The organism is Klebsiella sp. LY, from assembly GCF_004010915.1.
Lineage (GTDB): Bacteria > Pseudomonadota > Gammaproteobacteria > Enterobacterales > Enterobacteriaceae > Klebsiella > Klebsiella quasipneumoniae.
The window spans coordinates 1,854,973-1,869,238 of the sequence record NZ_CP022444.1; the positions used below are offsets into that span (position 1 = coordinate 1,854,973).

Annotated in this window: 18 protein-coding genes, 1 other RNA gene and 1 pseudogene; 12 read left to right on the forward strand and 8 right to left on the reverse strand. The window is 55.6% G+C overall.

Translation table 11 applies throughout. The features are described 5' to 3' along the window. Window positions 1–3: 3 nt before the first annotated feature. The 8 genes from mzrA to CE636_RS11900 all read left to right on the forward strand — a co-directional run bounded on the left by mzrA (window position 4) and on the right by CE636_RS11900 (window position 4,251). Complete coding sequence (gene mzrA, locus CE636_RS11865; protein ID WP_164852390.1) at window positions 4–381, forward strand: EnvZ/OmpR regulon moderator MzrA; 378 nt, start codon at window positions 4–6, stop codon at window positions 379–381. 149 nt (window positions 382–530) lie between these two features. Beyond that, entirely contained in the window at window positions 531–899 is a 369-nt protein-coding gene (locus CE636_RS11870; RefSeq protein WP_004206124.1) for a DUF1090 domain-containing protein, read from the forward strand. Between the two features lie 45 nt (window positions 900–944). After that, the gene (locus CE636_RS11875) at window positions 945–1,250 is read left to right on the forward strand and encodes a DUF883 family protein (protein WP_002917916.1); all 306 of its coding nucleotides are present in this window, start codon (window positions 945–947) and stop codon (window positions 1,248–1,250) included. 2 nt (window positions 1,251–1,252) lie between these two features. Next, window positions 1,253–1,651 (forward strand): phage holin family protein, encoded by a 399-nt coding sequence (locus CE636_RS11880; protein WP_004206125.1) that lies wholly within the window; start codon window positions 1,253–1,255, stop codon window positions 1,649–1,651. Further along, a complete protein-coding gene (locus tag CE636_RS11885; protein WP_017900664.1) occupies window positions 1,648–1,944 on the forward strand; it encodes a YqjK-like family protein in 297 nt (98 codons plus the stop codon). Before CE636_RS11880 ends, CE636_RS11885 begins: the two co-directional genes overlap by 4 nt. A 356-nt stretch (window positions 1,945–2,300) precedes the next feature. Next, window positions 2,301–2,693: a DoxX family protein gene (locus CE636_RS11890; RefSeq protein ID WP_002917920.1), complete on the forward strand. Its 393-nt coding sequence runs from the start codon at window positions 2,301–2,303 to the stop codon at window positions 2,691–2,693. Window positions 2,694–2,769: 76 nt separating this feature from the next. After that, window positions 2,770–3,756 (forward strand): glutathione S-transferase family protein, encoded by a 987-nt coding sequence (locus tag CE636_RS11895; RefSeq protein ID WP_017900663.1) that lies wholly within the window; start codon window positions 2,770–2,772, stop codon window positions 3,754–3,756. Between the two features lie 126 nt (window positions 3,757–3,882). Then, on the forward strand, window positions 3,883–4,251 hold the full coding sequence (locus tag CE636_RS11900; protein ID WP_017900662.1) for a DUF805 domain-containing protein: 369 nt from the start codon (window positions 3,883–3,885) through the stop codon (window positions 4,249–4,251). A 40-nt stretch (window positions 4,252–4,291) separates the two neighbouring features. Here the strand turns inward: CE636_RS11900 and CE636_RS11905 are convergent, their stop codons facing one another. Continuing rightward, window positions 4,292–5,188 carry a LysR family transcriptional regulator gene (locus CE636_RS11905; RefSeq protein ID WP_004144865.1) on the reverse strand — a complete coding sequence of 299 codons (897 nt, stop codon included), beginning with the start codon at window positions 5,186–5,188 and terminating at the stop codon, window positions 4,292–4,294. 104 nt (window positions 5,189–5,292) lie between these two features. On the opposite strand from CE636_RS11905, the gene CE636_RS11910 reads away from it, so the two are divergent. Next, entirely contained in the window at window positions 5,293–5,994 is a 702-nt protein-coding gene (locus CE636_RS11910; RefSeq protein ID WP_017900661.1) for a pirin family protein, read from the forward strand. Between the two features lie 24 nt (window positions 5,995–6,018). Beyond that, window positions 6,019–6,186 carry a hypothetical protein gene (locus tag CE636_RS28715; protein WP_004206134.1) on the forward strand — a complete coding sequence of 56 codons (168 nt, stop codon included), beginning with the start codon at window positions 6,019–6,021 and terminating at the stop codon, window positions 6,184–6,186. 73 nt (window positions 6,187–6,259) lie between these two features. Here the strand turns inward: CE636_RS28715 and CE636_RS11915 are convergent, their stop codons facing one another. After that, window positions 6,260–6,670, reverse strand: a complete 411-nt coding sequence (locus CE636_RS11915; protein WP_004206135.1) for a Spy/CpxP family protein refolding chaperone — start codon at window positions 6,668–6,670, stop codon at window positions 6,260–6,262. Between the two features lie 314 nt (window positions 6,671–6,984). On the opposite strand from CE636_RS11915, the gene CE636_RS11920 reads away from it, so the two are divergent. Further along, a complete protein-coding gene (locus CE636_RS11920; RefSeq protein WP_004206136.1) occupies window positions 6,985–7,449 on the forward strand; it encodes an OB-fold putative lipoprotein in 465 nt (154 codons plus the stop codon). A gap of 457 nt (window positions 7,450–7,906) precedes the next feature. Here the strand turns inward: CE636_RS11920 and rnpB are convergent. The 4 genes and pseudogenes from rnpB to garL all read right to left on the reverse strand — a co-directional run bounded on the left by rnpB (window position 7,907) and on the right by garL (window position 10,226). Further along, an RNA gene (rnpB, locus tag CE636_RS11930) (RNase P RNA component class A) lies at window positions 7,907–8,289 on the reverse strand. Between the two features lie 32 nt (window positions 8,290–8,321). Next, window positions 8,322–8,467: pseudogene (locus tag CE636_RS11935) on the reverse strand (glycerate 2-kinase); the annotation flags it as partial. A gap of 71 nt (window positions 8,468–8,538) precedes the next feature. Beyond that, the gene (garR, locus tag CE636_RS11940) at window positions 8,539–9,429 is read right to left on the reverse strand and encodes a 2-hydroxy-3-oxopropionate reductase (RefSeq protein WP_004206137.1); all 891 of its coding nucleotides are present in this window, start codon (window positions 9,427–9,429) and stop codon (window positions 8,539–8,541) included. Window positions 9,430–9,455: 26 nt separating this feature from the next. After that, on the reverse strand, window positions 9,456–10,226 hold the full coding sequence (gene garL, locus CE636_RS11945; protein ID WP_004206138.1) for a 2-dehydro-3-deoxyglucarate aldolase: 771 nt from the start codon (window positions 10,224–10,226) through the stop codon (window positions 9,456–9,458). A gap of 564 nt (window positions 10,227–10,790) precedes the next feature. On the opposite strand from garL, the gene garD reads away from it, so the two are divergent. After that, window positions 10,791–12,362: a galactarate dehydratase gene (gene garD, locus CE636_RS11950; protein ID WP_017901471.1), complete on the forward strand. Its 1,572-nt coding sequence runs from the start codon at window positions 10,791–10,793 to the stop codon at window positions 12,360–12,362. A 54-nt stretch (window positions 12,363–12,416) separates the two neighbouring features. Here garD and CE636_RS11955 read toward each other — a convergent pair whose 3' ends face one another. Together CE636_RS11955 and CE636_RS11960 are read right to left on the reverse strand one after the other, a co-directional pair. Beyond that, window positions 12,417–13,367: a sugar kinase gene (locus tag CE636_RS11955; protein ID WP_004206140.1), complete on the reverse strand. Its 951-nt coding sequence runs from the start codon at window positions 13,365–13,367 to the stop codon at window positions 12,417–12,419. After that, window positions 13,367–14,170: a DeoR/GlpR family DNA-binding transcription regulator gene (locus tag CE636_RS11960; RefSeq protein ID WP_072140524.1), complete on the reverse strand. Its 804-nt coding sequence runs from the start codon at window positions 14,168–14,170 to the stop codon at window positions 13,367–13,369. The genes CE636_RS11955 and CE636_RS11960 overlap by 1 nt, the downstream gene beginning before the upstream one ends. Between the last annotated feature and the right edge of the window lie 96 nt (window positions 14,171–14,266).

A 14,266-nucleotide genomic window follows, 5' to 3' on the forward strand; every position in this document is an offset into this window, starting at 1 on the left:
GTCATAAAACGCCCTTCCCTGCGCCAGCTCAGCTGGCTGCTGGGTGGCTCTCTTTTGCTCTGCGTGCTGTTCTGGCTCTGGCTGGCGGTGCAGCAGCAGGAGGCCACGCTGGCGATCCGTCCGGTTGGCCAGGGCGTCAGTATGCCGGATGGTTTCTCCGTCTGGCATCACCTCGACGCTAACGGTATCCGCTTCAAGAGCATTACGCCGCAAAAGGATGGCCTGCTGATTAAGTTTGATTCCACCGCCCAGGGCGCGGCGGCGAAAGAGGTTCTCGGTCGCGCTCTGCCACATGGTTATATTATCGCCTTGCTGGAGGACGATAACTCGCCCACCGCCTGGTTATCCCGCCTGCGCGACGCGCCGCATCGGCTCGGGTAAACGGCCGTCAGACTGCGTTTTCAACGCAGTCTGGTGGTTTCCCGCATTTGTTACTATGCTTAAACCTGCGTGAATCAACGCATTCACGTTTACCAACGGGAACGGGTTTATCCTCCGGGTATACCCTAAGACAATGGAAGGTACTATCCATGAAACACCGCATCGCTCTGCTTCTGGCCCTGTCTTCACTTAGCGCCAGCGCCATAGCCGCCTCTCCCTGCCAGGAAAAAGAGCAGGATATTCAACGAGAGATCAGCTATGCCGAAAAGCATCACAATCAAAGTCGCATTGATGGGCTAAATACCGCGCTACGTCAGGTACGGGAGAACTGCAGCGACAGTAAACTCAAAGCCGATCATCAGCAAAAAATTGCCAAACAGCGGGAAGAGATCGCTGAACGTCAGCGCGATCTGCAGGAAGCCCGGAAGAAAGGCGATGCGGACAAAATCAACAAACGCCAGCATAAACTCAATGAAGCGCAACAGGAGTTGAAAACGCTGGAGTCTCGGGATTACTAATCACCATTAACTTTCGCAATACGGACCACGCTACAGGAGAACGACATGGCTAAAGAGAATGTGACTGACGACCTTCGTGCAGAACTGAAAACGCTGGCGGACACCCTGGAGGAAGTACTGAATTCCTCGGCGGACAAGTCGAAAGAAGAGATGGGTAAACTGCGCAGTAAAGCGGAGAGCGCGCTGAAAGAGAGCCGCGCCCGCCTGGGTGAGACCAGCGAAGCGATTTTGCGTCAAACTCGTGAGACCGCCGCGCGAGCGGATGATTATGTTCGCGAAAATCCGTGGACTGGGGTCGGGATTGGCGCCGCCGTCGGGCTGGTGCTGGGTGTCCTGCTGTCGCGTCGCTGATTATGGCGAATACACAACACACGCAGGGGCCGGGTCAGCGCGTCTTCTCCATTGGCCAGCGTATCGTTACGCTGCTGGTCGAAATGGTGGAAACAAGGCTGCGCCTGGTCGTCGTGGAGCTGGAGGAGGAGAAAGCCAACCTCTTCCAGTTGCTGATCATGACCGGACTGACGCTGCTGTTTGCCGCGTTTGGCCTCATGAGTCTGCTGGTGCTGGTTATCTGGGCCGTTGACGCTCAGTACCGCCTGCACGTCATGATCGCCACCACCGTCGTGCTGCTACTCGCCGCCGCGATTGTCGGAATCCTTACCTTACGTAAGGCGCGACGCTCCACGCTGCTGCGCCTGACGCGGAAAGAGCTGGAGAACGACCGTGCCCTTCTGGAGGAAGATAAACCATGAATGGCCGACAGGAGCGTGAACGGCAAAAGGCGCAGCTGCTGCGCCAGATCCAGCAGCAACGGCTGGAGCTGAGCGCCTGTCGCCGCCACTGGCTGGATGCGACTGCGCCCTTAGACCGAGGCTGGCATACGCTGCTCAGTTTACGTTCGTGGCTGATGGTAGGCAGCGGTCTGATGGCCGTGTGGTCCGTACGGCACCCGCATTTTTTAATGCGCTGGACCAAACGCGGACTGGGTTTATGGAGTACCTGGCGGCTGGTCCGCGGGATCCTGCGCCAGTCGACAGTCCGCTAGCCGCCCGGAGCGCGGGCGCTTTTCCCGGCGCCCCGCTCTGCCACTTCCCCGCCCGATACGCAACGCCGTTCGTAACAGCTTGCCTCCTGGCCGCCATCCGCGGTCAGCCAGTCCTCTTACCCGTCTGGCCAGGCCTATACCAGGAGCGGTAGTGATCTATCGCGTTCAGGAATCTTTCGCCCCCCCCCCCCTCTTGCCGATTACTCAGAAACTTTGAACTAGATCTACAGTTTTCCTTGCTAACAATTCCCTCTCCGCCTCGCTACTATCCTCTCCATCGACAGCAACACCGTGTAACTACGCGGGATTGCGCTAAAAAACAAAACCGCCGCCCTTTGGGTTTTTTGGAGTAAGAAATGAAAAAATTAGAAGATGTTGGTGTACTGGTAGCGCGCATTCTGATGCCGATTCTGTTTATCACTGCAGGATGGGGCAAAATCACCGGTTATGCGGGAACCCAGCAGTATATGGAAGCCATGGGCGTACCGGGTGCGCTGCTGCCGCTGACCATCCTCCTTGAATTCGGCGGCGGACTGGCGATTCTGTTCGGTTTCCTGACCCGGACCACCGCGCTGTTCACCGCAGGCTTTACCCTGTTGACCGCGTTCCTGTTCCACAGCAACTTTGCGGAAGGCGTGAACTCTCTGATGTTCATGAAAAACCTGACCATCGCTGGCGGTTACCTGCTGCTGGCCATTACCGGACCGGGCGCATTCAGCATCGACCGTGTACTGAATAAGAAATGGTAAGCGCACTATACTGAATGAAAAAAGCGAGGAGACCACTCCTCGCTTTTGCTATCTGAAGTCAGAAGGAGGAACAAAGATGGGACAATTAGTCGACGGCGTCTGGCAGGATACCTGGTATGACACAAAATCCACCGGTGGGCGTTTTAAGCGTTCCGTTTCCGCCTTCCGTAACTGGCTCACCGCCGATGGCGCGGCCGGCCCGAGTGGCGAAGGGGGATTTGCGGCGGAAAAAGATCGCTATCATCTGTACGTCTCTCTCGCCTGCCCGTGGGCGCATCGCACGTTAATTATGCGTAAGCTGAAAGGACTGGAGCCCTTTCTTCCTGTCTCCGTGGTCCATCCGCTGATGCTGGAAAACGGCTGGACCTTTGACGACAGCTTCCCGGGAGCCACCGGTGACACCCTTTATCAGCACGATTTTCTCTATCAGCTGTATCTGCACGCCGACCCGCACTACACCGGCCGCGTCACCGTCCCGGTACTCTGGGATAAAAAACAGCAGACCATCGTCAGCAATGAGTCGGCAGAAATCATCCGTATGTTTAATACCGCCTTCGATGGCCTGGGCGCCAGAGCCGGGGATTACTACCCGCCGGCGCTGCGGGAACAAATTGATGAGCTGAACGGCTGGATCTACGACAACGTCAATAACGGCGTGTATAAAGCCGGCTTTGCCACCAGTCAGCAGGCTTACGACGAAGCGGTGGATGCGGTGTTTACCTCACTGGAGCGGCTGGAGCAGATCCTCGGTCAGCATCGTTACCTGACGGGCAATCAGCTGACGGAAGCGGATATTCGCCTGTGGACGACGCTGGTACGCTTCGACCCGGTGTATGTGACCCATTTTAAATGCGACAAACGACGCATCAGCGATTATCTCAATCTCTACGGTTTCCTGCGCGACATCTACCAGATGCCGGGTATCGCGGAGACGGTGAGTCTTCCGCATATTCGTCACCACTATTACCGCAGCCATAAAACCATTAACCCTACCGGCATCATCTCCATTGGGCCGCAGCAGGATCTCAGCGAACCGCACGGTCGCGACCAGCGCTTCCGTTGATCCGTCGGGCGCCAGTGATGGCGCCCAATAATTCAGAAAACAGATATTTACCCACCATTCATTCACGTCTATTCTTATTGCGATCGCTTAAAAAACAAGTGATTGACGGTTAATTGAGGCGTAGAAATGGACTGGTATCTCAAGGTATTAAAAAACTATATAGGATTTGGCGGCCGTGCGCGGCGCAAAGAGTACTGGATGTTTATTCTGGTCAACCTCATCCTGACCGGCGTATTGAGCATCATCGATAAAATGCTGGGCTGGCAGCGGGCGGGCGGCGAAGGCATTCTGACGACCATCTATGGCATACTGGTCTTTTTACCGTGGTGGGCGGTGCAGTTTCGGCGTCTGCACGACACCGACCGCTCGGCATGGTGGCTGCTGCTGCTGTTGATCCCGGTCATCGGCTGGCTGGTGATTCTGATCTTTAACTGCCAGCGCGGAACGGAAGGCAACAACCGATTCGGGCCCGATCCAAAACCCTTTTCATACTAAATCTTCCTGCTCCTCCCGCTAGCGGGAGGAGCGTTCTCGACTATCTGCCGGCAAAAAGCTTAGGGATCTCGCGCAGGCACCAGGACTTCGCTTCGCCCATGCTGTCCCGTCGCCAGGCCATGATAATGTCAATTTCATTGGTATATTCCGGACTAACCACCCGCAAGCGTCCTTCGGCAATATCCTTCTCCACCAGCGGATAGGGCATGGTCGCCACGCCTAACCCGGCCAGAAGCGCCTGGCGCTTATCTTCAATGGTGCTCACCGTTAAGCGCGGCTGTTTATCCAGCAGCTGAACGGTGAGAACGGGCCGCTCGCGCGCGGTATCCGCCACCGCGACGCCACGATATTTCACGCGGGTGACCTCAGAGAGCGGTTCAGGCTCCTGGTGGATCGGGTGGTCCGGCGCCGCGACGTACACGCTGAGCACCGAATAGAGTTTGCGCGAGTTAATCTCCGAGGAGGAACGAAAATGCATATCCGGCGCGACAACGATATCCGCCCGCCCCTGCTCCAGCCGCTCCCAGGCACCGGCCAGCACCTCAGTGATAATCGACAGCTGGGTGTTGGACTTGGTCGCCAGTTTCTCAATCAGCGGAAACAGATCCGGCGTGGGCACCAGCGCTTCAGTGACGATCGTCAGGTGAGTTTCCCAACCGCGTGACAGGGCTTCGGCGTCGGTGGTGAGCTTGTCCGCCGCCTCAAGCAGCACGCGCCCGCGCTCCAGCAGCATCCGTCCGACATTGGTGAACTTTGTGCGATGACCTGAGCGGTCAAACAGCACCACGTCCAGCTCCTCCTCCAGTTTTTGCATGGTGTAGCTCAGGGCGGAAGGCACGCGTCCCAGCTCATCAGCCGCGGCAGCGAAGCTCCCGCGACGGTCGATCGCATCCATCACGCGTAACGCTTCCAGCGTTAATGCTCTCTCTTTGGCCATCGCTTTCTCATTCAGGAAATTTGAACATACCGGGCAGAATATCTGGCTAACAATACAGCGTCCATACCTTTACCATTGATTTAGTGTAAAGAGAGGTCAAGAACATGATTACTACCCGAACAGCCAAACAATGCGGACAAGCAGACTTCGGCTGGCTGCAGGCCCGCTACACCTTCTCCTTTGGCCACTACTTCGACCCGAAATTACTGGGCTTCGCGTCCTTACGCGTTCTCAATCAGGAAGTGCTGGCGCCAGGCGCTTCCTTCCAGGCCAGAACGTACCCAAAAGTCGATATCCTGAACCTGATTCTGGAAGGCGAAGCGGAGTATCGCGACAGCGACGGCAACCACGTGCAGGCCAAAGCCGGTGAAGCACTGCTGATCGCCACCCAGCCTGGCGTGAGCTATAGCGAGCATAATCTGAGCAAAGAGCAGTCGTTAACGCGGATGCAGCTGTGGCTCGATGCCTGCCCGCAGCGGGAAAACCCGTTGCAGCAGAAAATCGAGGTCGCCAACGCGCCGCTACAGCTGCTGGCCTCACCGGATGGGGGGAATAATAGCCTCCAGCTTCGCCAGCAAGCCTGGGTCTATCATATCGCGCTGGAAAAAGGTGAGCAGATCAACGTGCAATTGCATGGGCCACGCGCCTACCTGCAGTCGATCCACGGCACGGTCCATGCCATCGCGCAGGAACAACCAAAACAGGCTCTCACCTGTGGTGATGGGGCATTTATTCGTGACGAAGCTAACATTACCCTCGTCGCCGATACGCCGCTGCGCGCTTTGCTGATAGATTTACCGGTGTAACAACGGAAGTGATGGAGTCTGTCAGTGAGTAAGAAGAAAAACAGAAAAAAGGCGTCTCCGACGCCGCTAGCCCCGACGCCGCCGGAAACCGTCGGCGTCGTCAGCTTTGGTTATGATGAGATGCTTAGCGAACTGGAAGCCATTGTTGCCGAGGCGGAGATTCGCCTGCGGGATGAAGAAAGTCTCGCCTGAACCTGCAGTATGGATTATTCGGCTATCCTTGATGACTTCCCACTTATATCGGCCCCGAAAGGGGCCGATGGCATTATTCACTCAGCGCGTCGGCAAGATCTTTTTTCACCTGGGTACGCTGCTCGGGTGTCAGTACCTGATTCACATCAAAATAGTACTTCACGCGATAATAACGTACCTGTTGATCAATTTTACTGAAAGCCGCCAGCTGATCCTTCACCGCTTTCTCATTCCATTTACCGGAATCAATCACGTTAATCAGCGCGCCATCTTTAATGTCTTGCTGTGAAATCTGCTGCACATTATTTTCCAGCTGCTGATGCAGGCTTTTAATTTTCGCCACCTGATCGCTGGTGAGTTTTAAGTGCTGGACAATAGGATCCTGCGCTGGCGCTGGCGCCGCCTGCACGTCCGCGGCCTGTGCCGTCAGAGAGAAACCGCTGGTCAGAAGGGTGGCGAACGCAATACGGGTTATTAATTTCATTGTCTTATCCTGATGTGAAATTGCCAGAAATAGCGGTTTATTATTTTACAGCCGGGAGTGAATAATTGTAAAAAATAATACCTAAAGATTATTTTCATTCGTGATAAGAATAAAAACACCAAACACATTGATTACATGAATGAGGTCACTATGTTAATTCGTACACTCCATACAACAACATTAACTCATTACTTTCAATTAAAGAAGCAGATCAAATAGTTGACAGTGGTGACTTTTTCTTTAATTTAATCAGCGCACATCACGTTATCCAGTGAATCAGGGATATCATTAAAAAAATAAATAAGGAGATAGGTATGTTATTACGCTTTCGTGTATTACCGTTGGTATTTTTCATATTGTTGTTAAGCGGCTGCGGCCTGGCCTCTAAAGCCTTTTATTCCGCAGGCGATAAATTATTTCAGCCGGGAGATGACGCCGTCGCTTCGATGCAAACGTATTCCGTCGCGCAGTTTCTGCAGCCGTTTACTCTCAATCCGGCGAAGGCCAGCAGCGATTATCTGGGTAAATGGGTTAAGGTGCGCGGCGTGATTGTCGACATTCGCAGAATGAGCGGCATCGCCGGCAGCTACTATTTTACCGTGACCATGCGCGATGAGCAGAATAAAACGGATAAACGTCTGACCTTTAATTTTGGATCGCATAACAGCGCAGACGTCGAGTCTTTAAGCAACGGCAGCATCGCCACGATTATCGGCCAGGTTCATCAGGTGCAAGATTCTACGGTACCGACGCTGCAGAATCCTAAGGTGGTTAAATAACGCTAGCTGACCGCTACGCCGCGCGTTTTTGGTATAGCGTCGTGGACAGTCATTCATTCGCGTCACGGATTCAGATAGCAAAAACCCCGCCGGAGCGGGGTTTTGGTATAGAGAGGTGAAACTGACCGATAAGCCGCGTGTTTTTGGTATAGCGTCGTGGACAGTCATTCATCCTGCGTCCGGTATTCAGATAGCAAAAACCCCGCCGAAGCGGGGTTTTGACATAAAGAGGTGAAACTGACCGATAAGCCGCGTGTTTTTGGTATAGCGTCGTGGACAGTCATTCATCCTGCGTCCGGTATTCAGATAGCAAAAACCCCGCCGAAGCGGGGTTTTGACATAAAGAGGTGAAACTGACCGGTAAGCCGCGTGCTTTTGGTATAGCGTCGTGGACAGTCATTCATCCTGCGTCCGGTATTCAGATAGCAAAAACCCCGCCGAAGCGGGGTTTTCTAAGGAGTGAAACTGACCGATAAGCCGGGTTCTGTCGTGGACAGTCATTCATCTAGGCCAGCAATCGCTCACTGGCTCAAGCAGCCTACCCGGGTTCAGTACGGGCCGTACCTTATGAACCCCTATTTGGCCTTGCTCCGGGTGGAGTTTACCGTGCCACGGACTGTTACCAGCCGCGCGGTGCGCTCTTACCGCACCCTTTCACCCTTACCTGATCCCGCTTGCGCGGGCCATCGGCGGTTTGCTCTCTGTTGCACTGGTCGTGGGCTGTGACACCCCCCAGGCGTTACCTGGCACCTTGCCCTATGGAGCCCGGACTTTCCTCCCCTCCGCCCGTCTCCCCCCGAAGGAGGACGACGACGAAGCGGCGACTGTCTGGTCAGCTTCGGCGCGCAGTATAGTGGGTTTACCGCCCGTTGTCATCCCTCTGTCGTCATCCCGACCAGCAGGGTGGCGGCGATATTGCGCGATGCATGATAAATATTATCAAACGCGCCGCGAAACGCCGCTTCCTGCGTCACAACTGAGGTTAACACGCGGAAACGGCATCAATACCGCGTCCATGCTAGCCCCGCCGTGGCAGTCTGGCACTGTTGCACCAGGCATAACCACCAGGCCGCGCAGGGGCTCTTCTTGTTAGCGAGTCACTTCCACTTTCGCCAGCTTTTCGTAGTAGCATGCCAGCGCGCTATGGTCAGCGGTGCCCAGACCGTCCGCACGCAGCGCCTGCATCATCTCCATTACCGCCGCTGTCAGCGGCAGTTGAGCGCCCACGCCATGGGAGGTATCCAGCGCATTGGCCAGATCTTTAATATGCAGATCGATCCGGAAGCCCGGCTTGAAGTTACGATCCATCACCATCGGCGCTTTGGCATCCAGCACGGTACTCCCCGCCAGACCGCCGCGGATCGCCTGATAAACCAGATCCGGATTGACGCCGGCTTTGGTGGCCAGGGTCAGCGCTTCGGACATGGCAGCGATGTTCAGGGCGACGATCACCTGATTGGCCAGTTTGGTCACATTGCCCGCGCCAATGTCGCCGGTATGCACCACGGAGCCGGCCATCGCTTTCATCAGATCGTAATATTTGTCGAAGATCGCCTTGTCGCCGCCGACCATCACCGACAGGGTGCCGTCGATCGCTTTTGGTTCGCCGCCGCTTACTGGCGCGTCCAGCATATCAATACCTTTGGCCTTCAGCGCTTCGCTAATTTCCCGGCTGGCCAGCGGCGCAATAGAGCTCATGTCGATCACCACGGTGCCCGGTTTCGCGCCTTCAATAATGCCGTTTTCCCCCAGCGCCACCTCTTTGACATGCGGCGAGTTCGGCAGCATGGTGATGATCACATCGCACTGCTCGGCAATCGCCTTCGGCGTGGCCGCGGTCTCTGCGCCCGCGGCGATCACGTCGGCAATCGCTTCCGGATTACGGTCAGACACCACCAGCGAGTAACCCGCCTTCAGCAAATTTTTGCTCATCGGCTTGCCCATAATGCCAAGACCGATAAAACCCACTTTGATTGTCATATTGTTCTCTCTCTTCATCCTGGTGATTATTTTTTAAAGGCATCAGCAAGTTTCTGGGTTGCGGAACGGAAGACCCCCAGATCGCTGCCGACGGCGACAAAAGTGGCGCCCCACTCCAGGTAGCGCCGCGCATCGGCCTCTACCGGCGCCAGAATGCCGCTTGGCTTACCGTGCTTCTTCGCGCTGGCGAAGATATGCTGGATGGCGCGCTGCACCTCAGGATGGGCGGCATTGCCCAGATGACCTAACGCGGCGGCCAGGTCGCTCGGGCCGACGAACAGGCCGTCGACACCTTCGGTCGCGGCAATCGCCTCGACGTTGTCCACCCCGGTTTGGCTCTCAATCTGTACCAGAATGGAAATGTTTTTATTGGACTGGGCGAAGTAGTCCGGCACGGTGCCGAACATATTGCCGCGATGGGAAACGGAGACTCCGCGGATCCCTTCCGGCGGGTAGCGAGTAGAAGCCACCGCCTGCGCCGCCTGTTCCGCTGTCTCGACAAATGGCACCAGGAAGTTATAGAAGCCGATATCCAGCATGCGCTTAATGATGATGGGCTCGTTGGTCGGCACGCGCACCACCTGAGCGCTGGAGCTGCCTTTCAGCGCCATAAGCTGTGGGATAAGCGTGGTGACGTCGTTCGGCGCATGTTCCGCGTCCAGTACCAGCCAGTCGAAACCCGCCAGACCCAACACCTCGGTGCTGATCGGATTGGCCAGCGCGCACCAGCAGCCAATCTGCACCTGATGAGCCGCCAGCGCGGCCTTAAATTTGTTCGGGAAAATTGCGTTATCCATGATTTTTACCTTGCGTTAATCGTTGCTAACTTCTGCAATTCATTCGTTATATCACCAGCCCGGCGAGAGAGCCCCATTAGGCTGGAAAAGCGTATCGCCTGACCCCAAATATTATCCGCAGAATAAACCAGCGAATGGGTGTCCTTTTTTATTTTCTGCCCTTGAGTCCGGAAAATGTAAGCCCATCGCAAATTAACCATCTTTTAATATTCGTTAGGTGACTGCTAAATTATTAACCCGCGATTAAAAGGCAAACCATGCGCATATCGGACGTCACAAAAACACGACTCAGTATAGTCAGCTCCCACTCGCCAGACACTATGCATAAACACAATATAAACACATTTTTTAAAGCCTTAGTTGGGCAATCGCCTTAAGCTATGGGCGCTAATCCACACTTCTTACGATTCCCCACCCTCCGCGCGCGTCCATGGCGACAAGGAGTGATTCAGATCACATCTTCACGCCGACACACCTGACATGCTTTATTTCATTATTCCGCTTAACAGCGCCAGAATTACCATTTAATGATATTTTTAGCACCTGTTTGGAGATAACTGGACAATGGCTGATATTTCAATTCGACAACAATCGCCTACCGCGTTTTATATAAAAGTTGACCCGACAGATAATGTGGCGATTATTGTCAACGATCGGGGATTAACCGCCGGAACGCGTTTCCCGGACGGCCTGACGCTCATCGAGCACATTCCACAGGGTCATAAAGTCGCCCTGGTGGATATCCCAGCCCACGGTGAAATTATCCGTTACGGAGAAGTCATTGGCTTGGCAATGCGCGACATCCCCAAAGGAAGCTGGATTGACGAGTCGTTAGTGGCGTTGCCCACCGCCCCGCCGTTGAACACCCTGCCGCTGGCCACCAAAGTGCCGGCCCCGCTGCCGCCGCTGGAAGGCTATACCTTCGCAGGCTACCGCAATGCCGACGGCAGCGTGGGCACCAAAAATCTGCTGGGTATCACCACCAGCGTGCACTGCGTTGCGGGCGTGGTCGATTACGTGGTGAAACTCATTGAACGCGACCTGCTGCCGAAATATCCCAACGTCGACGGCGTGGTGGGTCTGAATCACCTCTATGGCTGCGGCGTTGCGATTAATGCGCCAGCGGCGGTGGTGCCAATACGCACCATCCACAATATCGCCCTTAACCCGAACTTCGGCGGCGAAGTGATGGTCATTGGCCTTGGCTGTGAAAAGCTGCAGCCCGAGCGGCTGCTGCAGGGGACGGAAGATGTCAAAAGCATCCCGGTGGACAGCGCCAGTATCGTCAGCCTGCAGGATGAAAAGCACGTGGGCTTTAAATCGATGGTCGATGACATTCTGCAGGTCGCCGAGCGCCATCTGGCGAAACTCAACCAGCGTCAGCGGGAAACCTGCCCGGCTTCTGAACTGGTGGTAGGTATGCAGTGCGGCGGCAGCGACGCTTTCTCCGGCGTGACCGCCAACCCGGCGGTGGGTTACGCCTCCGATCTGCTGGTGCGCTGCGGCGCGACGGTGATGTTCTCAGAGGTGACCGAAGTCCGCGACGCTATCCATCTGCTGACGCCGCGGGCGATCAACGAAGAGGTGGGTAAACGCCTGCTGGAAGAGATGGCCTGGTACGATAACTATCTCGATATGGGCAAAACCGACCGCAGCGCCAACCCCTCACCTGGTAACAAGAAAGGCGGCCTGGCCAACGTGGTGGAAAAAGCGCTGGGGTCGATTGCCAAATCAGGAAAAAGCGCCATCGTTGAGGTGCTTTCCCCCGGGCAGCGCCCGACCAAACGTGGCCTGATTTACGCCGCCACCCCCGCCAGCGATTTTGTCTGCGGCACCCAGCAGGTGGCCTCTGGCATCACGGTGCAGGTGTTCACCACCGGCCGCGGCACGCCTTACGGACTAATGGCGGTACCGGTGATAAAAATGGCGACTCGCACCGAGCTGGCTAACCGCTGGTATGACTTAATGGACATTAACGCGGGCACCATCGCCACCGGCGAAGAGACGATTGAGGAGGTGGGGCTGAAGCTGTTCGAATTTATTCTCGACGTCGCCAGCGGACGCAAGAAAACCTTCTCCGATCAATGGGGTCTGCATAACCAACTGGCGGTATTCAACCCGGCGCCGGTAACCTGATCGCGACACTGGCAGCCCACTCCCCTTCAGCCCGGATTTATCCGGGCTTGTTGATTAAGCGTGCTGTGCGGCAAGAAAAGCGCTGATCTGCGCCTGCGTCGAGGTACCTTCCATCGGTCCACGCTGGCTAATCGCCAGCGAGCCGCTGGCATTTGCCCATCTCAGCGCCTCCTGCGGCGTGGCGCCATTGAGGAACAGGCTGACAAAGGTGGCGCCAAAGCAGTCCCCGGCGCCTGTCGGATCCACCACTGGCACGTTGAAGCCGGCGACATGGTGTGTCTCGTTGGCGCTAAAGTAGCTGGCGCCACGCGGCCCGCGTTTAATCACTACATGCTTCACGCCGCGTTTCAGTAGCTTATCAACCAGGACCTGCTCATTGCGCTCCGGATTGAGGCCAAAGTAATCCAGCTCGCCGTCGCTCGGCAGGAAGATATCGGTGTAGTCGAGGATATATTCAAAAGCCTGCGACATCTCCGGGATGTTAAGCATCTCTTTGCGAATATTGGGGTCGAACGACACCGTCCCGTTGCGGCCTTTTATATTTTCAATCGCTTTACGCATCGCATCGATAATACGGAACGAGAACAACGACGATCCCATAATGTGAAAATGCTGACACCGGTTGAGCAGCGCCTCATCAATGTGGTCGGCGGTCAGTAAACCGCAGGCGCTATTGGGCATGTTAAAAATAAAATCGCGCTGCGCCTGACTACGATAGCTGACGAAGGCGCTACCGGTGGTCGCTTTCTGCAGCATGGCGATACCGTTGACGTTAACGCCGTCTTTCTCCAGCCGCGCAATGTTCATCTCACCAAAGGCGTCGCTGCCCACGCAGCTAAACAGCACGGAACCAAAACCCAGCTTAGCTACCTGATCGGCAAAGATTGCCGGCGCCCCGCTCGGATAGGGCCCCCAAAATTCACCGGGGCGGGAAAAACCCTGATTCTCTTCCTTGGCGAGAAACTCCACCAGCAGCTCGCCGATGGTGCAAATGGTTACGTTCATCACCGCTCCTGGTTTGTCTTATGCAAAGCCGTGTTGAGCCATGTCAGGCATTCATTGTTGGTATAGCTGTTGGTCAAACCCGCAGCGAGGAAGCAGGCATGGTACTCTGCCGCGACCACCTGCGGGGTCACGACGCTGCTGATCTGTTGCAATTCACCCACAGCATAACGTTTCTCGCCATAGACCGGTCGGGACGCGACAATCGCAATGACTCGTTTACTCTGGGCGACAGCCTCGTTTAGTAAATGTGCTGTGACCTCGTTACGCACGCTCAGCGTGCCGTCTTCGGCAATATGATCCACCGCTATCAGGGCACGTGAAGGGCGGTAATGGCCTAACGCCTTCAGCGCCAGATCGCCCTCCACAATCCGCCCCTGGCCTGACAGCACCCCGCCAAGCAGAACGGTTTCCCCATTTAAAAACTCCTGCGCCAGCGCGACATGGCCCAGATCGTTTAACAGCAGGCAAAGCTCTTCTCTGTTGGCCAGAAAGGGGATCACTTTGCGCAAAATAGAACCCTGACCTAAAAACAGCGTTTCGCCATCTTCTATCTGCGCCGCCACCTGGCGAGCCATTTCCGTCTCCAGCGCTTTATCCCTGACGGCCGGTGCTTCCCGGGTCACCGCAACCGGCGCGCCAGCCTGGGCAGTATAAATCGCCCCGCCGAAGGAGCGTTTCAAGTAGCCCTGCTGCTCGAGGTAGTTGAGATCGTTACGGATTGTCACCCCGGAAACAGCCAGCATTTCGGCCAGATCGTCGACTTTGATCTCGCCGTTCTTACGAACGATCTCTGCGATGTCCAAGCGCCTTTTCAGCAGGCTGGTTGACGGTTTTGCCACGGTTTATGCCTTATTATTTTCTCCTGGAATAACTTTCATTTTTAAATTTCCCTGGTGCAA

Excerpts from the sequence above, each read along its gene's own strand:
- CE636_RS11870 (WP_004206124.1), top strand. The coding sequence starts at position 531 with ATGAAACACCGCATCGCTCTGCTTCTGGCCCTGTCTTCACTTAGCGCC.
- CE636_RS11875 (WP_002917916.1), top strand. The coding sequence starts at position 945 with ATGGCTAAAGAGAATGTGACTGACGACCTTCGTGCAGAACTGAAAACG.
- CE636_RS11880 (WP_004206125.1), top strand. The coding sequence starts at position 1,253 with ATGGCGAATACACAACACACGCAGGGGCCGGGTCAGCGCGTCTTCTCC.
- CE636_RS11885 (WP_017900664.1), top strand. The coding sequence starts at position 1,648 with ATGAATGGCCGACAGGAGCGTGAACGGCAAAAGGCGCAGCTGCTGCGC.
- CE636_RS11890 (WP_002917920.1), top strand. The coding sequence starts at position 2,301 with ATGAAAAAATTAGAAGATGTTGGTGTACTGGTAGCGCGCATTCTGATG.
- CE636_RS11895 (WP_017900663.1), top strand. The coding sequence starts at position 2,770 with ATGGGACAATTAGTCGACGGCGTCTGGCAGGATACCTGGTATGACACA.
- CE636_RS11900 (WP_017900662.1), top strand. The coding sequence starts at position 3,883 with ATGGACTGGTATCTCAAGGTATTAAAAAACTATATAGGATTTGGCGGC.
- CE636_RS11905 (WP_004144865.1), bottom strand. The coding sequence starts at position 5,188 with ATGGCCAAAGAGAGAGCATTAACGCTGGAAGCGTTACGCGTGATGGAT.
- CE636_RS11910 (WP_017900661.1), top strand. The coding sequence starts at position 5,293 with ATGATTACTACCCGAACAGCCAAACAATGCGGACAAGCAGACTTCGGC.
- CE636_RS11915 (WP_004206135.1), bottom strand. The coding sequence starts at position 6,670 with ATGAAATTAATAACCCGTATTGCGTTCGCCACCCTTCTGACCAGCGGT.
- CE636_RS11920 (WP_004206136.1), top strand. The coding sequence starts at position 6,985 with ATGTTATTACGCTTTCGTGTATTACCGTTGGTATTTTTCATATTGTTG.
- garR (WP_004206137.1), bottom strand. The coding sequence starts at position 9,429 with ATGACAATCAAAGTGGGTTTTATCGGTCTTGGCATTATGGGCAAGCCG.
- garL (WP_004206138.1), bottom strand. The coding sequence starts at position 10,226 with ATGGATAACGCAATTTTCCCGAACAAATTTAAGGCCGCGCTGGCGGCT.
- garD (WP_017901471.1), top strand. The coding sequence starts at position 10,791 with ATGGCTGATATTTCAATTCGACAACAATCGCCTACCGCGTTTTATATA.
- CE636_RS11955 (WP_004206140.1), bottom strand. The coding sequence starts at position 13,367 with ATGAACGTAACCATTTGCACCATCGGCGAGCTGCTGGTGGAGTTTCTC.